Raw genomic sequence first — 15,941 nt, forward strand, 5'->3', positions numbered from 1 at the left:
ATTTTTTTAATTAAATTTTTTAGTTACAAACTTTTTAGTTTAAAAAATATCCCTTTAATTATTAGGGATATAGTTCATTTTTGTGATGTATGTCAACTTTTTTAGTTGTCAGGCATGTTATTATGCGCCAAAATATCTATATATTTAGGAGCAATTAAAGATGTACAAAACGATAAAAAACCTACGATGGTATATGATAGCATTAGTCACCGTAGGGACAATTCTTGGTTATCTTACGCGAAATTCGATTGCGGTAGCCGCCCCGGTTCTTAATGAAGTAATGGGATTAACAACGCAGCAATATTCATATGTGGTAGCTTCTTATTCAGCTTGTTATACCATCATGCAACCAGTTGCCGGATATATTTTGGACTTGTTGGGCACGAGAGCGGGATATGCGGTTTTTGCTATTTTGTGGTCAGTATTTTGTGTTAGTACCGCATTTTCAGGTAGTTGGATCGGACTGGCTTTTGCTCGAGGTGCTGTTGGTGCAACAGAAGCAGCAATGATCCCTGCGGGACTTAAAGCGACTAGTGAATGGTTTCCGGCAAAAGAAAGGTCGATCGCGGTTGGTTGGTTTAATTTAGGTTCATCAGTGGGCGCCATGATCGCACCACCATTAGTTGCATGGGCAATTTGGTTCCATAGCTGGCAATGGGCATTTATATTGTGTGGTTTATTAAGTTTTATTTGGGGAATTTTTTGGTTAATCCTTTATCGTCACCCTACAAAACAGAAACGTCTTTCTGAAGAAGAGAAAAAATATATTTTATCTGGTCAAGAAGCAAGTCATCAAACTTCAAATAATGAAAAATTACCAGCGAGTAAAATCTTAACCAGCCGCCGTTTTTGGGGAATTGCTCTACCAAGATTTTTAGCAGAGCCTGCATGGGGTACCTTTAATGCGTGGATTCCATTATTCATGTTCACAGCTTATGGTTTTGATTTGAAACAAATCGCTATTTTTGCTTGGATGCCAATGCTTTTTGCTGATGTTGGATGTGTTCTTGGTGGTTATATGTCACCATTTTTCCAAAAACATTTTAAAGTAAGCTTAATTAATTCAAGAAAAATGGTAGTGACGGTTGGTGGTGTGCTTATGATTGCACCTGGTCTGATAGGTCTATTTTCAAGTCCTTATGTTGCTATCTTTTTATTCTGTATTGGTGGTTTTGCTCACCAAGCATTATCAGGAGCATTAATTACTTTATCGTCTGATGTATTTGGCCGTAATGAAGTGGCAACAGCGAATGGATTTACCGGCATGGCTGCATGGCTAGCTAGTACTATTTTTGCACTTATTGTTGGTGCACTTGCTGATACTGTTGGCTTTAGTCCTTTATTTGTAATTTTATCTTGTTTAGATCTTTTAGCTGCCTTAGCGGTTTGGACTATTTTGAAAGAACCAACATCAGATCAAAATTAATCAATAAATTAATAAGATTACAGGATGTATTTTCCTGTAATCTTTTAATAGTTAACTACTATTTATGGAGAATAAAATGAGTTTTTTAACTGAAAACTTTTTACTAGATACCGAATTTTCTCGTCAGCTTTATCATGATTTTGCTGCTGATCAGCCAATTTTTGATTATCACTGCCATTTACCACCGGAACAAATTGCTAAAGATTATCAATTCAAGAATTTATACGATATTTGGTTAAAAGGTGATCATTATAAATGGCGTGCAATGCGTACCAATGGTGTTGCCGAAAAATTCTGTACTGGTACTGATATTAGTGATTTAGACAAATTCAAGGCTTGGGCAGAAACTGTTCCTCATACTATTGGTAATCCTTTATATCATTGGACTCATTTAGAGCTTCGTCGTCCTTTCGGTATTGATAACGTTCTATTATCTCCTTCTACAGCAGAGCAAATTTGGAATACTTGTAATGAGATGTTAGCGACTCCAGAGTTTACAGCTCGTAGCATCATGAAAAAAATGAATGTTAAGATGGCAGGTACAACAGATGATCCTATTGATGATTTAGCTCATCATAAAACTATTGCAGAAGATAGTTCATTTGATGTTAAAGTTTTACCAAGCTGGCGTCCAGATAAAGCATTCAATATTGATTCAGAATTCTTTGCGGCATATATGGAAAAACTTTCTGCAGTAGCCGATGTTGAAATTTCATCATTCCAAGCGCTTTGTCAGGCTTTATCAAAACGTATGGATCATTTTGCTGCTCATGGTTGTAAGATTTCTGACCATGCATTAGATACAGTTGTTTATGAAGAAGCTACTGAAAAAGAGTTAGATACCATTTTAACTAAACGTTTATCTGGCGAAGTTTTAACCGCTAAAGAAGTTGCTCAATTTAAAACTGCTGTACTTATTTTCTTAGGTGTTGAATACAACAAACGTGAATGGGTTCAACAATATCATATAGGTGCATTGCGTAATAATAATTCAAGAATGTTTAATTTAATGGGGCCTGATGTTGGGTTTGATTCTATTAATGATTCACCTATTGCTCAACCACTTTCTCGTCTATTAGATGCTCAAGCAAAACAAGATGCATTGCCAAAAACGATTTTGTATTGTTTAAACCCTTCTGATAATGAAATTCTTGGTACGATGATTGGTAACTTCCAAGGAGCAGGTATTCAAGGAAAAATGCAATTTGGTTCAGGCTGGTGGTTTAATGATCAAAAAGACGGCATGATTCGTCAAATGACACAGCTTGCTCAACTTGGATTATTAAGCCGTTTTGTTGGTATGTTAACCGATAGTCGTAGTTTCTTATCTTACACTCGCCATGAATATTTTAGACGTATTTTATGTCGAATGATTGGACGTTGGGTTGAAGATGGCGAAGCACCACGTGATATCCAATTATTAGGTCAAATGGTTAAAAATATTAGTTTTGATAATGCTAAAAACTATTTTGGTATTGAACTAAGCTAAAAAGCATTAAGTCGTTGTGATTAGATTAATTAAAGAAGAGTTAGAGTAATGAAAACATTAAACAGAAATGATTTTCCGGGTGCAAAATATACGACACGTATTGTTCAGTTTGGCGAAGGTAATTTTTTACGTGCATTTTTAGATTGGCAGTTAGATATTCTTAATGAAAAAACTGATCTTGATGCTGGTATTGTTGTGGTTCGCCCGTTAAATACGGACTTTCCACCATCATTAAGTATTCAAGATGGGTTGTATACAACGCTTGTTCGTGGTTTGAATGAACAAAATGAAGCAGTGAAAGAGTTTAGATTGATTCGTTCAGTTAATAACGAAATCAATGTATATACTCAATATGATGAATATCTTGAGTTAGCTAAAGATCCGAATATTCAGTTTATTTTTTCAAATACTACCGAAGCTGGCATTAGTTATGTTGAAAGTGACAAATTAACAGATAAACCTGCAACGAGTTATCCAGCAAAATTGACTGCATTTTTATATGAAAGATTTGTTCACTTTGCCGGCAGTAAAGAAAGTGGTTTGATTATTATTCCATGTGAATTAATTGATTATAACGGCGATGCACTTAAAAAATTAGTACTTAAATATGCGAATCAGTGGAACTTGTCAGACCAATTTATCAATTGGCTTGAAAATGATAATTTATTCTGCTCAACTTTAGTAGATAGAATTGTTCCAGGATACCCAAAAGCGCAAATCGCTGAGCTTGAGACTGAATTAGGTTATAAAGATAACTTTATTGATTCAGCGGAATATTTTTATCTATTTGTTATTCAAGGACCGCAATGGTTAGCTGAAAAATTATGCCTTGATAAATGCAATATGAACATCAAAATTGTTGATGATATTAAACCGTATAAAGAGCGTAAAGTAGCTATTTTAAATGGTGCTCATACTGCATTAGTTCCTGTTGCTTATTTATCAGGTATTGATACTGTTGGCGAATCAATGAATGACACTCAGATTTTATCTTATATAAAAGAAACCATTTTTGATGAAATTATCCCTGTTTTAGATTTACCTCATCAAGAATTGGTTGATTTTGCTCAATCAGTTATTAGTCGTTTTAAAAATCCATTTATTGAACATCAATTGATGTCAATTGCTTTAAACAGTATGACTAAGTTTAAAACACGTATTCTTCCTCAATTAATTAATTATCAAAAAGAAAAAGGAACATTGCCTAAACATTTGGTGTTCTCTTTTGCTGCATTGATCGCATTTTATCGAGGTGTGCGTAATGGACAAAGTTATCCGTTACAAGATGATGCAATCTGGTTAGAACGCTTCAGTAATAGTTGGACAGCCATTGCAGAAGGGAAAAGTTCATTAGAGGATTTAATCAAAGTTGTTTTAGGTGACACGGCTCATTGGGAGCATGATCTATTAACTATTCCTCAATTAGCACAAACTTTAACACAATATTTAACCGTCATAACCGAAGAGGGAATGCGTCAAGCAATTGAAAAATGTGTTAATGGTAGCAAATAACATGAGTGATTCAATGGTTAAATATATAAAAATAAACAATAAAGATAATGTCGGTGTGGCATTATCTGATTTAGAAGCACATGAAGAAAATATCGTTGTTGATGGACAGGTAATTGATCTAAAAGAGCCTATTAAACAAGGGCATAAATTTGCACTTATCGATATCGACCAAGATGAAAATATTATTAAATATGGCTTACCAATTGGTCATGCTACTCGCTTAATTAAAGCTGGAGAGCATATTCATTCTCATAATTTAAAAACCAATTTAAGTGATATTAATGATTACAAATATCAACCTACTTTATCGAAAAATGATCTGTTGCATGAGATTACCGATAAGGAAGTACAAATTTATCGACGTAAAAATGGTGAAGTTGGTATCCGTAATGAACTCTGGATTATTCCAACTGTAACTTGTATAAACGGGATAGCAGAACAAATTGTTAAACAGTTTTGTGATGAGTTAAATAATCAATTAGAAATTGATGGTATAACTGTACTTGAACATCCTTATGGCTGTTCTCAGCTTGGACAAGATCATCAAAATACTAAAACTATTTTACAAAATTTAGTCAAACATCCTAATGCTGGTGCTGTATTGGTCATCGGACTTGGTTGTGAAAATAATCAGGTTTCAGAATTTAAGGCTAGTTTAGGTGAATATGATGAATCTCGAGTTAGATTTTTAATCGCTCAGCAAGAAACCGATGAAGTTGAATCAGCATTGGCTCATTTAAGAGAACTTTATGCCATTATGAAGCAGGATAAACGTGAAGTAGGGCATTTAAGTGAATTGAAATTTGGATTGGAGTGTGGTGGTTCTGATGGTTTTTCAGGTATTACAGCTAATCCAATGCTTGGTCTGTTTTCTGATTATGTTATTGCTCATGGTGGAACGAGTGTTCTTACTGAAGTACCAGAAATGTTTGGTGCTGAGAACATTTTGATGTCACATTGTATTGATGAGTCGACTTTCGACAAGACTGTACACATGATCAATGATTTTAAACAATATTTTATTTCAAATAATCAACCAATCTATGAAAACCCTTCTCCAGGGAATAAGGCTGGTGGCATTACAACTTTAGAGGAGAAATCTTTAGGTTGTACGCAAAAAGCGGGTGGTAGTGAAGTTATTGATGTTCTTAAATACGGTGAAATGTTAACTAGACATGGATTAAATTTACTAAGCGCACCTGGTAATGATGCAGTAGCTACTGGTGCTTTATCAGCAGCTGGATGTCATATGGTGCTTTTCACTACAGGAAGAGGCACTCCATACGGCGGCATTGTGCCAACAGTCAAAATTGCAACTAATACACAATTAGCTGAGAAAAAAGCCAATTGGATCGATTTTAATGCCGGTAAACTGATACAAGGAGTCTCCATGCAATCTTTGTTGATAGAGTTTATTGACTATATCGTTCTTATTGCTAACGGGAAACAAACACGAAACGAAATTAACAACTTTAGAAATTTAGCCATATTGAAAAGTGGTGTAACTCTATAGATAAAAATCCAAGAATAAATATCCACGTCATTAAGTCCTTCGGGACTTGATGCGAGGGACCGTTTTTTTTAAATATTATAGGTATCTTTTATGAGTAAGGAAAAAAATAATAAAATTACATGGTTAGTAAGATTTTCATACGGCAGTGGTAATTTAATTGGTAGTGGTGCATTAGCAATTAGTGGCGCTTGGCTACTCTATTTTTATACCACTTTTTGTGGATTAAGTGTGGTGCAAGCTGCATTAATTTTTTCGATCGCTACTTATTTGGATGTCATACTGAATCCATTGATGGGCTTTATTACAGATAATTTCTATCAAACTAAAATTGGGCAACGTTTTGGACGACGTCGATTTTTTATTTTGATTGGTATTCCATTAATGGTCATTTATCCTATGCTATGGATTGATGGTATGGGGTTTTGGTATTACTTAGTAACATATATTTTATTTGAGATTATTTATACCAGCATCATGATTCCATTTAATACGTTACCTGTGGAAATGACATCTAACTTTTCAGAACGTACTTATTTAACTGGTTCAAAAGCAATGTTTGGTAAAGTAGCTAATTTCTTAGGTGCAGCAATACCAGGTGTATTCTTTTATTTCTATAGTAAGGAATCCGCAACACCATTTTTGTTAACTGGGATCACTTATGCCACTATCATGATGTTAGCTTTGATTTTGCTTTATTGTAATAGTTGGGAAAAACCTAAAGAAGAAGTAAAAGATGAATCTGTTCATAGCTTTTTTGAAGCAATTAAAAAGCTTTTTATCGATATCTTATCAACATTCCGTGTTAAAACTTTTAGAACGCATTTAGGAATGTATTTATTCGGATTTGGTGCTGAGTGGTTATTTACTGCGGTATTTACCTATTTCATCGTATTTAGTTTAGGTGAACCTCGTTCTTTTGTTGCTTCAATGAATTCATTAAGTAGTATTTGTCAGCTGGTTTCAACCGCATTTTTTATGATGTATTGTGCTAAGAAAGGCTTCAAAAAACCATTTATTATCGCATTACTCATTGTTATTTCATCGATGATTGGTTATGTCGGTATTTATTACTTTAATCTGCCTCATATCACTTGGATTGTAGTGGGGATTACAATTTGGTTTGGTTTGGGTACTGGTGGTGTTTACTATATTCCTTGGAGTGTATATGTATTCTTAGCTGATGTAGATGAGGTTGTAACTAATCGACGTCGTGAAGGGGTATATGCAGGAGCAATGACCATGGCAGGTAAACTAGTTCGTGCTTCAATTGTCTTTGTGCTTGGTATGATATTAAGTGCTTATGGCTTTGAATCGAAATCACATGTACAGCCACAAAGTGCGATTGATGCTATTAATGGTATTATTTTATACGGCGTAGTAGGAATGGCATTAATTGGGGCATTCTTTGCTTGGAGAATGAAGCTCGATCACTCTACTCATTCCATCATTATCAATGAAGTTGCTCGTATTCGACAAGGTGGCAAAATGGAAGATGTTACGCCTGAAACACGAAAAGTGGTTGAAGAATTATCTGGCATCGCTTACGAAAAATGTTTCGGTAATAATAACATTGGATTTAAGCAAAAAGAGACCACAACTAATTAAAGCAAAATATTTATCAGGATCAGTATGCTGATCCTATAACCTAAAGCTGCAAACATTAGAGTAAATTAAAATGTTTGTAAAAATATAAAGGATAAACTCATGACGACTATATCTGTAAAAGATTTTGGCGCTATTGGTGACGGAAAATCAATAAATACTCAAGCTTTTGAAAAAGCAATTCAACATATTGATCAATTAGGTGGTGGAACGCTAATTGTTCCTGTTGGTACCTATTTTACTGGGGCAATTAAGCTTTGTAGCAACATAACGCTTGTTATTGAGCAAGGGGCGACTTTATTATTTTCTGATGATGCTAAAGATTATCCAGTTGTTAATTCTCGTTGGGAAGGGGTTAAGCAGGATGTGTATATGCCTTGTATATACGGCCAACATATTGAAAATGTGGTTATAACTGGAAATGGTAAAATTGATGGTAATGGTCAAAAATGGTGGCATACATTCCGTCATGATCGAAGCAATCTTAAATATCCAAGACCTTATTTAATTGGTTTTGATTTTTGTGAACGAGTTACAATTGAAAAAGTTTTTCTAACTCAATCACCTAGCTGGACTGTTCATCCGATGGAATCAAATAATGTCGTTGTCGATAATATTTCAATTCTTAATCCAGCTGATTCACCGAATACCGATGGTATTAACCCTGAATCTTGTCGTAATGTGAGAATTTCAAATTGTTATATTGATGTTGGCGATGATTGTATTGCAATAAAAGCAGGCACTGAAGAAACAGCTGAAAAAAGTCCATGTGAGAATATTTTAATTACTAATTGTAATATGATTCATGGTCATGGTGCGGTGGTTCTTGGTAGTGAGATGAGTGGTTGCATTCGTAATGTAACTATTACAAATTGTGTATTCCAAAAAACCGATCGAGGTGTAAGATTTAAAACTCGTCGAGGTCGAGGAGGAACTATTTCTGATATCACATTTAGTAATATTGTAATGGATGAAGTTTTATCGGCATTTGTTATGAACTACTATTATTATTGTGGTCCAAAAGGAAATGATCCAATTGTTTGGAATAAAGATGCTCTACCCGTTAATGAGTTTACACCAGCATGCCACAATATTAGCTTTTCAAACATTATTGCTAAAAATGTTCGTGCTTATGCCGGCTTTTTATATGGTATTCCAGAATCTCCTATTTCTAATATCTCTTTTGATAATATCCGTGTTTCAATGCAACAAAATGCTCAAGCAGGCGAGGTTGATATGTTTAAAGATGTCAAACCGGAGGCTGGTAAAGGGTTCTTTATTGAGAATGCACAAAGTGTTTTATTTAATAATGTCATTATTGATAATATTGTGACTGATCCACTATGTGTAAAAAATAGTGAAGACGTACATATTAATCAGTCTTTTGTTAAGCAAGACGGTAAGTTAATAAGCTTGAAAAGTTAAATATGATATTTAAAATAACCGTTGCCGTATTGGTAACGGTTATTTTTTAAATTTTTATTAGCTTTACCATTATATCTTGCTATTAATATTCTTGAATGTAAAAATTTTTTGTTTTAATTAAGTATGATTTCTTCATTCAATTTTTTATCTTCAATCTTTTAATACTGTTTATTCTTATTATTTGCATTCCTGACAATTTTCTTTTCTCTTTCTCGAAAACAAAATAATTTTGATGTAGATCACATTTATCTAATAAAGCCGTTAAAGCTAAATTTTTAGCTATTCATACTCAAAACAGTGCTTAACTCTTTATAGGATAAATTATGACAAGTGCATTTTATAAAAAACCAACTTATTGGTTTGCTTCGTTTTATAGCATTATGTATTACGCGGCGGGTAGTTTTGTTTTTTCTTTTTATGCAATATGGCTTAGTAAAGAGATTGGTTTAACAGCAAAACAGACTGGTATTATCTATTCTTTTAACTATTTTATTTCGTTAATTATCATGATTATTTATGGTGTTTATCAAGATAAATTAGTCTTAAAAAAACATCTAATTTGGTTTCAAAGTGTCATCATAACATGTGCTGCACCTGCATTAATCTATGTTTACGAGCCACTTTTAAGACATAATTTTTATGTTGGTGTTATCTTTGGCAGTTTCTTCTTAGGTTTTGGTTGGGTTGCCGGTATGGGCTTGATCGATTCTTACTGTGAAAAAATCAGCCGTGCTTTCGATTTTGAATTTGGACAATGCCGGACTTGGGGTTGTATTGCTTACGCAGTGGGTACCTTTATCGCTGGTATTTTAATTAGTATCAATCCTCATCTTAACTTTTGGGCTGCTTCAGTGGTCGGTATCTGTTTTATGATACTCAATTTGAATTTCAAACCAGATTTAAGTAAATCATCGGCAGCAGTATTTCAGAAGAAAGATAAACTAAGTTTTAATGAAATTGTTTCAGTCTTTGGACTGAAAAAGTTTTGGATATTTGTTGTTTATGTACTTGGTACTTATAGCTTGTACAACATTTATGACCAACAATTATTCCCTGTCTTTTTTACTCAGCAGTTTACCGATGTAAATGATGGTTATCGCTTATATGGTATTTTGAATTCATTTCAAGTCTTTTTAGAAGCAGCTGTTATGTTTTGTGTGCCATTTGTGGTTAACAAAGTTGGTGCAAAAAATGCATTAATCTTTGCTGCATTTATCTCTGCAACTCGAATATTTTTAACAGGTCATGTTGAAAGTATTGCAATTATTTCCGTAATCAAACTTATGCACTGTTTAGAGATCTCAACTATTTTAGTCTCAGTGTTTAAATATATTGATAACAATTTCAATGCACGCTTGTCAGCTACAGTGTTTTTGATCGGTTATCAAGTAGCCGGTTCAGTAGGCGTAATATTATTTTCTACCTTTGTCGGTAATTTTTATGACACTGAAGGTGCTGCTACTACGTTTAATTATTTAGGCTTAGTTGTTTTAGGCTTCATGATATTTGCTATGGCCTTCTTAAGTCGTGATAGAAAGTCAGACAAAATTGAAAATGAAAGTAATTAAGCAAACGAAATTTATATTTTAATTAATAATATTTGTTAAAACTTATTAAGGACGCAAAATGAATATATTTGATTCAGTAACACAGTTTCACTTCGAACAAACAAGAACTATTTCACCTGAAAATTTGACTGGTGAAAAGGGTAAATCGTGTATGAAAGCTAGTGCTTTAGGTCCATGTAGGAAAGGACAAGGTTTTATATCCATTCCTGCTGGTGAAAAAGTGACTATTGCTGAAATTACTGGCCCAGGGGAAATTCGTCATATGTGGTTTACTTTAACTGATAAAACACATCGTGGAAGCTTTGTATTACGTGATGTTGTGATTCGAATTTATTGGGATGATGAAACTGTTCCTTCAGTGGAAAGTCCTATTGGTGACTTTTTCTGTAATGGTTTTGGTGCGAGATGTGATATTAATTCTATGCCAATAGTGGTTAATCCAACAGGTGGTTTTAATAGTTATTTTAGAATGCCATTTAATAAAAAAGCTAGAGTTGAAATTCACAATGAACATGAAGCTGATTTGCAACATTTCTTCTTTGCTATTAATTATGCGTTGATGCCAAAACCATTTGAAAATCCACTTTACTTTCATGCTCAATGGCGTCGTCAACGTGTAACTAATCATGCACAAGATTATGTCATATTAGATAACGTTCAAGGTTATGGTTATTATGTAGGTACTTACTTAGCCCTTACAGCTTTAGAGCGTTATTGGTGGGGAGAAGGGGAGTTTAAATTCTATCTTGATGATGATAGCGATTATCCAACACAACATTCAACTGGTTCAGAAGATTACTTTGGTGGAGCTTGGGCATTCCATAACCGTGATAGCCAAGGTCGTCCAAAAGCGAAATGTTTCCAAACAATGTTTATGGGATATCCATATCAAACAAACCGGGATGCAACACGTGACTTTTTCCAAACTGGAGATTCTAATCCAGTACATGGTTTTGGTGATGATGGTTTGCCTTCACATGGTTTATATCGTTGGCATCTTCCAGATCCAATTGCATTTCACAAAAATATCAAATTAGCGTTTCAACAAATCGGTAATGATGATATAAGACTATATGAACGTTGTGATGATATTGCGAGTGTTGCTTATTGGTATCAAAGTCCATCGGTGAACCACAATCCAGTGTTCCCGAATAAACAACAACGTACTCCACGTTAGTATTAAGGTGATCTATGGCGAGTAATAAACTAAAAATTAATGATATTGCTCGTTTGGCTGGCGTGTCGGCAACGACCGTCAGTCATATATTTAACAAACGAGATAAAAAATATCGTATTTCTCCACAAACTCGGCAAAGAGTCTTATCGATCGCGGAGAAATATAGCGATCAACCCCATATTCGTCAATATTTGGTGAAAGCTAACAGCACCAATACGATTGGTGTTATTGTCCCCGATATGTCAAATTCATTTTTTTCTATGTTTTTGCATCATCTTGAATCATCTTTTCGGCAAAAAAATATCCAATTATTAATTACTTGTAGTCACTATAATAAAGAGGTTGAAATCAAAGTAGCTCAAAACTTAGTAGAGCGAAAAGTTGATGCGATGATTGTTGTAACCTCATTAGACAGTGATAAATTGTATGTAGATATTAATCAAAATACACCGGTACTACTTTTTGACCGTTATCTCAAAGATACCGTATTACCCTTTATTACAAGTGAATCATTACAGTCTGTAAGTGATTTAATTAAGCCTTATGCAAAGAATTTAGACGAATTTTATTTTATTGGTTGTGATATTCAGTTAACTTCGATATGTGCAAGACTTGAGGGTTTCAGGCGTGGCTTAGAAAGTGTGGGATTAACTGTAAAACCAGAATGGATTGTGAGTGATGATTATGCTCCTAATAAAGGTTTTGAATTACTTAAAGGTGTTCATGAAAGGTTAGGCCGAATGCCAAAAGCTATTTTTACACCATCAGGTAATTTATTGGAAGAGGTCTTAGGTTATTTGGTTACAGCTAGAATTGATCCTGAGCAGGTGTATTTGTGTTCTTATGATTACAATAACTATCTTGGCTATTCGTATTATCCGATAGATGCTATTGTACAAGATATCGAAAATATGGCGCTAACTTGTGTAGATGTGGTTGATGATTTGCTAAATTTTAAAGAATTAAAACATCTAGAATTTTTTATTGAGCCACAAATTATACGCCATCGTTAATTTAAACGTTATGATTAGCGATTCGCATTTTTCATTATGCGTGCTTTGTCAACTTGCCATTGGCGTTCTTTAATATCAGTACGTTTGTCGTATTCTTTTTTACCTTTTGCAACGCCAATTTTTACTTTTGCCCATGCATTTTTCCAATACAATGAAAGTGCAACAACAGTGTAACCTTGACGATTTATTTGTCCAAAAAGCGAGTTCAATTCTCGTTCATTTAGCAGTAATTTTCGAGTGCGTATAGGGTCACACACTACATGGGTTGAAGCAACACTCAATGGAGTTATAGTTGCACCAAATAGCCATGCTTCGCCATTTTTAAGTAACACATAACTGTCACTGATATTCGCTTTGCCAGCTCGCAGTGATTTAACTTCCCAACCTTGTAGGGATAAACCTGCTTCAATTTCCTCTTCAATAAAGTACTCATGACGCGCACGTTTATTTAATGCAATGGTAGCCGAACCAGGCTTATGTGATTTTTTCTTAGTCATAATGTGCGTTATTATAGAGTTACATGATACTATATGCCACTAATTTTAACTTTTAATTTTTTATTATTATGGCACATGTTTTTCACGAAGTGATCGAGCCTTATTCAATCCAACAAATGTTTGCGTTGGTAAATGATATAGCTAGATACCCTGAGTTTGTTCCTGATTGTATCGCAACTGGGATTATTAGCAAACAAGATAATCTTTTAACTGCATTTATTGAGGTTGAAAAATTGGGATTTAAAAAATCTTTTACCACCATAAATCAGATTAATGAGCCTAATTCAATTGATATGGCATTGATAGATGGTCCATTTAAACATTTAAAGGGGCGATGGGAATTTACTAAAATTGATGAGCAAAAAAGTAAAATCAGCTTAAATTTAAACTTTGAGTTTAATAATAAATTAATGAGTGCTGTTTTTACGCCAATATTTAAGGAGGTGATGACCAACATGGTTAATGCATTTTCTCAAAGAGCAAGGCAGATATATTAATATGATAAATATTCAAGTTGTCTATGCGCTACCTAATCAACCTACGATTATTGATTGCGCAGTTGATGAGCAAACTAATGTCTTGCAAGCCATTACAAAATCCAATATCTTATCAATATGTAAAATTCGATTAGATGAACATCTTGTTGGAATTTATGGAAAACGTTGTGAACTGAATGAACAAGTAAAAGACGGCGATCGTATAGAAATATATCGAGCTTTAATCAATGACCCAAAAGAAATTAGAAGAAAAAAAGCGGCATTGAAAAAGTAACAAATAAAGTGAAGGGAACTTAACTGAATGCATAATATGCTGATTGAGAAAATTGAAACTTTATGCAAAAAACGTGGTATTAAGCTGACAACTCAGCGTAAAACCGTTTTAGATATCATGCTTAAAGCGAATAAAGCTATGAGCGCATATGATCTTTTAGATCTCTTAAAAGTTAGTGAGCCACAAGCAAAACCGCCAACGATTTATCGAGCTCTTGAGTTTCTACTTGAGCAAGGTTTTATTCATAAAGTTGAGTCAACCAATTGCTATATCATTTGCCCTCATTTTCAGGATCCTCAGCATATATCAATCTTATTTATTTGTGATAATTGTCAGCAAATTATCGAAAAACATTCTGAGAATATCGAGTCGCAACTTAAACAACTTGCTAGCCAAAGTCAATTCTTAATAAAGCATAGTGTGCTTGAAATTCATGGAATTTGTCACTCATGTCAACCTTAATCTTTTTTTTATGGTTAATTAATATTGCTTGTGACACGGTAGGGCAGATTGCATTCAAATATGCTGCTATTACTTCTAATGATGAGAAGGGTTTAAATTATTGGCAGAAATTATTTGGTAACATGTGGTTATGGTTAGGTTTTGGAGCTTACTTCATCGGTTTTGTATTTTGGTTGGCTTTTTTGAGTGAAGTTTCTTTGTCTAAAAGCATACTATTAGGCTCTTTTAATATTATTACAGTAATGATTGCTGGGCGTGTTTTATTTAAAGAACATTTAACGCCATTTCGTTTGATTGGTATTTTTTTTATAACTCTTGGCGTAGTACTAGTAGGATTAACTTAATGAAAAAGTTCTATATTATTGGTTTTATTTTACTACTTTTTTTTGATACTTTTGGGCAAACCAGCTTTAAACTTACTGCTATTTCAGCGTTGCCATTTGAACCAGATATTGCTTGGTTGTTAAGAGTTTTTAGTCATGGTTGGGCATATTTAGTTATGATTGGGTATGCAGGTGCATTTATAACATGGATGGTATTATTGCAAAAAGCACCAGTTGGTCCAGCTTTTGCTGCTTCTCACCTACAAGTGGTAACAGTAATGATAGTGTCGGTCATTGCTTTTAACGAACAAATTACCATTTCACGATTATTAGGTGCTTTATCTATTATTGTTGGGATTATCTTTCTTGCGTTGGCTGAACAAAGAATACACAATAAATCTTCGAGTTAAATTATTTTAATGATTTTATAAAATCATTAAATAGCTATTTACGAAGTGATTATTAATTCTAAAATAGAAAACGTGTTTTTATTTCACCTGTCCTCTATCTCGCTCCATCACAATTAGATAGGCTTCACGTTGCCAGAATAAAAATAAGCGACGGATATCTTTTTGCATTGTAATTACGCGCCAGCCTTCTTGGGCAATATTATTTAAAAAAGCGGAAAATTTGTCAGCATTTGAATTAGCTGTACCGAAAACTAATGAAGACAAAGCCCCTTCTTGATAAATGACAACTTTATATTCTTTCATTGTTTTTATAGAGTCTAATTAAAATTAAATAAGGAAATAACTTAGATCTGTTTGTCTAGGTTCTTAAGCATTTCGATAATCGGTCTGTTAGCATCTGGAAATTCATCTGCATTTAGATCTTCCTGATCTATCCAACGGCTTGGTTGTCCTTCTTTTGCAAAAGGAACACCATCCCACTCTTCTACTAGGTAAGCATGAATAGTGATATCACGATCATCATAACTATGTTCAAAAGTTTTTAAAAATTGTGATTGATGAATATGAATATCAACTTCTTCTGCTATTTCACGCTCTAAAGTTTGATAAGGTGTTTCGCCGGCTTCGATTTTTCCCCCAGGAAATTCCCAAAAACCAGCAAGATGAGAGTCTTCACCGCGTTGGGTGATAAAGATTTGGCAATCTTGCGAACGAATGATACCTACAGCAATTTCAGTATGTTTTCTCATGATC

The 15,941-nt window shown here is 34.0% G+C and carries 17 protein-coding genes; 14 read left to right on the forward strand and 3 right to left on the reverse strand.

Annotation, left to right across the window (positions count from 1 at the left end; all coding sequences use genetic code 11):
- Positions 1-160 precede the first annotated feature (160 nt).
- The 9 genes from J3U09_RS03345 to J3U09_RS03385 all read left to right on the forward strand — a co-directional run bounded on the left by J3U09_RS03345 (position 161) and on the right by J3U09_RS03385 (position 12,725).
- Positions 161-1,426 (forward strand): MFS transporter, encoded by a 1,266-nt coding sequence (locus J3U09_RS03345; protein ID WP_220225663.1) that lies wholly within the window; start codon positions 161-163, stop codon positions 1,424-1,426.
- Positions 1,427-1,502: 76 nt separating this feature from the next.
- Entirely contained in the window at positions 1,503-2,915 is a 1,413-nt protein-coding gene (gene uxaC, locus J3U09_RS03350; RefSeq protein ID WP_065734722.1) for a glucuronate isomerase, read from the forward strand.
- A gap of 48 nt (positions 2,916-2,963) precedes the next feature.
- Positions 2,964-4,427 (forward strand): tagaturonate reductase, encoded by a 1,464-nt coding sequence (locus J3U09_RS03355; protein ID WP_267357133.1) that lies wholly within the window; start codon positions 2,964-2,966, stop codon positions 4,425-4,427.
- 13 nt (positions 4,428-4,440) lie between these two features.
- Complete coding sequence (locus tag J3U09_RS03360) at positions 4,441-5,940, forward strand: UxaA family hydrolase (protein ID WP_065563755.1); 1,500 nt, start codon at positions 4,441-4,443, stop codon at positions 5,938-5,940.
- A 90-nt stretch (positions 5,941-6,030) separates the two neighbouring features.
- Positions 6,031-7,545, forward strand: a complete 1,515-nt coding sequence (locus J3U09_RS03365) for an MFS transporter (protein WP_065563664.1) — start codon at positions 6,031-6,033, stop codon at positions 7,543-7,545.
- 99 nt (positions 7,546-7,644) lie between these two features.
- Entirely contained in the window at positions 7,645-8,967 is a 1,323-nt protein-coding gene (locus J3U09_RS03370) for a glycoside hydrolase family 28 protein (protein ID WP_267357135.1), read from the forward strand.
- 323 nt (positions 8,968-9,290) lie between these two features.
- Positions 9,291-10,535, forward strand: coding sequence for an oligosaccharide MFS transporter (locus J3U09_RS03375; protein WP_065563662.1), 1,245 nt, complete (start codon positions 9,291-9,293; stop codon positions 10,533-10,535).
- A 58-nt stretch (positions 10,536-10,593) separates the two neighbouring features.
- On the forward strand, positions 10,594-11,712 hold the full coding sequence (locus tag J3U09_RS03380; RefSeq protein ID WP_065563661.1) for a glycoside hydrolase family 172 protein: 1,119 nt from the start codon (positions 10,594-10,596) through the stop codon (positions 11,710-11,712).
- Between the two features lie 14 nt (positions 11,713-11,726).
- Positions 11,727-12,725, forward strand: coding sequence for a LacI family DNA-binding transcriptional regulator (locus J3U09_RS03385; protein WP_267357137.1), 999 nt, complete (start codon positions 11,727-11,729; stop codon positions 12,723-12,725).
- 14 nt (positions 12,726-12,739) lie between these two features.
- Here J3U09_RS03385 and smpB read toward each other — a convergent pair whose 3' ends face one another.
- Positions 12,740-13,222 (reverse strand): SsrA-binding protein SmpB, encoded by a 483-nt coding sequence (gene smpB, locus J3U09_RS03390; protein ID WP_065563659.1) that lies wholly within the window; start codon positions 13,220-13,222, stop codon positions 12,740-12,742.
- A gap of 68 nt (positions 13,223-13,290) precedes the next feature.
- Here smpB and J3U09_RS03395 point away from each other — a divergent pair, with 68 nt between their 5' ends.
- From J3U09_RS03395 to J3U09_RS03415, 5 genes are read left to right on the forward strand one after another with little or no spacing between them, the layout of a single operon-like run.
- Positions 13,291-13,719: a type II toxin-antitoxin system RatA family toxin gene (locus J3U09_RS03395; RefSeq protein ID WP_065734712.1), complete on the forward strand. Its 429-nt coding sequence runs from the start codon at positions 13,291-13,293 to the stop codon at positions 13,717-13,719.
- A 1-nt stretch (position 13,720) separates the two neighbouring features.
- A complete protein-coding gene (locus J3U09_RS03400; protein ID WP_065563657.1) occupies positions 13,721-13,993 on the forward strand; it encodes an RnfH family protein in 273 nt (90 codons plus the stop codon).
- A 27-nt stretch (positions 13,994-14,020) separates the two neighbouring features.
- Positions 14,021-14,455 carry a zinc uptake transcriptional repressor Zur gene (zur, locus tag J3U09_RS03405; protein WP_065734711.1) on the forward strand — a complete coding sequence of 145 codons (435 nt, stop codon included), beginning with the start codon at positions 14,021-14,023 and terminating at the stop codon, positions 14,453-14,455.
- Positions 14,443-14,799, forward strand: coding sequence for an EamA family transporter (locus J3U09_RS03410; RefSeq protein ID WP_065563655.1), 357 nt, complete (start codon positions 14,443-14,445; stop codon positions 14,797-14,799). The genes zur and J3U09_RS03410 overlap by 13 nt, the downstream gene beginning before the upstream one ends.
- Complete coding sequence (locus tag J3U09_RS03415; RefSeq protein WP_065563654.1) at positions 14,799-15,188, forward strand: DMT family transporter; 390 nt, start codon at positions 14,799-14,801, stop codon at positions 15,186-15,188. Before J3U09_RS03410 ends, J3U09_RS03415 begins: the two co-directional genes overlap by 1 nt.
- A gap of 78 nt (positions 15,189-15,266) precedes the next feature.
- Here J3U09_RS03415 and J3U09_RS03420 read toward each other — a convergent pair whose 3' ends face one another.
- Both J3U09_RS03420 and mutT read right to left on the reverse strand, forming a co-directional pair.
- Positions 15,267-15,491, reverse strand: coding sequence for a DUF4177 domain-containing protein (locus J3U09_RS03420; protein ID WP_065563653.1), 225 nt, complete (start codon positions 15,489-15,491; stop codon positions 15,267-15,269).
- A 41-nt stretch (positions 15,492-15,532) separates the two neighbouring features.
- Positions 15,533-15,937 (reverse strand): 8-oxo-dGTP diphosphatase MutT, encoded by a 405-nt coding sequence (gene mutT / locus J3U09_RS03425; protein WP_065563652.1) that lies wholly within the window; start codon positions 15,935-15,937, stop codon positions 15,533-15,535.
- Between the last annotated feature and the right edge of the window lie 4 nt (positions 15,938-15,941).

Origin of the sequence: Gilliamella sp. B2889 (assembly GCF_026536885.1) — a bacterium.
In the GTDB taxonomy this organism is placed as follows: Bacteria; Pseudomonadota; Gammaproteobacteria; order Enterobacterales; family Orbaceae; genus Gilliamella; species Gilliamella apicola_E.

What these genes read in the sequence shown, in the direction of transcription:
- J3U09_RS03370 (WP_267357135.1), top strand. Translation starts at nt 7,645, where the DNA reads ATGACGACTATATCTGTAAAAGATTTTGGCGCTATTGGTGACGGAAAA.
- J3U09_RS03355 (WP_267357133.1), top strand. Translation starts at nt 2,964, where the DNA reads ATGAAAACATTAAACAGAAATGATTTTCCGGGTGCAAAATATACGACA.
- J3U09_RS03415 (WP_065563654.1), top strand. Translation starts at nt 14,799, where the DNA reads ATGAAAAAGTTCTATATTATTGGTTTTATTTTACTACTTTTTTTTGAT.
- J3U09_RS03360 (WP_065563755.1), top strand. Translation starts at nt 4,441, where the DNA reads ATGGTTAAATATATAAAAATAAACAATAAAGATAATGTCGGTGTGGCA.
- zur (WP_065734711.1), top strand. Translation starts at nt 14,021, where the DNA reads ATGCATAATATGCTGATTGAGAAAATTGAAACTTTATGCAAAAAACGT.
- J3U09_RS03395 (WP_065734712.1), top strand. Translation starts at nt 13,291, where the DNA reads ATGGCACATGTTTTTCACGAAGTGATCGAGCCTTATTCAATCCAACAA.
- J3U09_RS03420 (WP_065563653.1), bottom strand. Translation starts at nt 15,491, where the DNA reads ATGAAAGAATATAAAGTTGTCATTTATCAAGAAGGGGCTTTGTCTTCA.
- J3U09_RS03345 (WP_220225663.1), top strand. Translation starts at nt 161, where the DNA reads ATGTACAAAACGATAAAAAACCTACGATGGTATATGATAGCATTAGTC.
- J3U09_RS03380 (WP_065563661.1), top strand. Translation starts at nt 10,594, where the DNA reads ATGAATATATTTGATTCAGTAACACAGTTTCACTTCGAACAAACAAGA.
- smpB (WP_065563659.1), bottom strand. Translation starts at nt 13,222, where the DNA reads ATGACTAAGAAAAAATCACATAAGCCTGGTTCGGCTACCATTGCATTA.
- J3U09_RS03410 (WP_065563655.1), top strand. Translation starts at nt 14,443, where the DNA reads ATGTCAACCTTAATCTTTTTTTTATGGTTAATTAATATTGCTTGTGAC.
- mutT (WP_065563652.1), bottom strand. Translation starts at nt 15,937, where the DNA reads ATGAGAAAACATACTGAAATTGCTGTAGGTATCATTCGTTCGCAAGAT.
- J3U09_RS03400 (WP_065563657.1), top strand. Translation starts at nt 13,721, where the DNA reads ATGATAAATATTCAAGTTGTCTATGCGCTACCTAATCAACCTACGATT.
- J3U09_RS03385 (WP_267357137.1), top strand. Translation starts at nt 11,727, where the DNA reads ATGGCGAGTAATAAACTAAAAATTAATGATATTGCTCGTTTGGCTGGC.
- uxaC (WP_065734722.1), top strand. Translation starts at nt 1,503, where the DNA reads ATGAGTTTTTTAACTGAAAACTTTTTACTAGATACCGAATTTTCTCGT.
- J3U09_RS03365 (WP_065563664.1), top strand. Translation starts at nt 6,031, where the DNA reads ATGAGTAAGGAAAAAAATAATAAAATTACATGGTTAGTAAGATTTTCA.
- J3U09_RS03375 (WP_065563662.1), top strand. Translation starts at nt 9,291, where the DNA reads ATGACAAGTGCATTTTATAAAAAACCAACTTATTGGTTTGCTTCGTTT.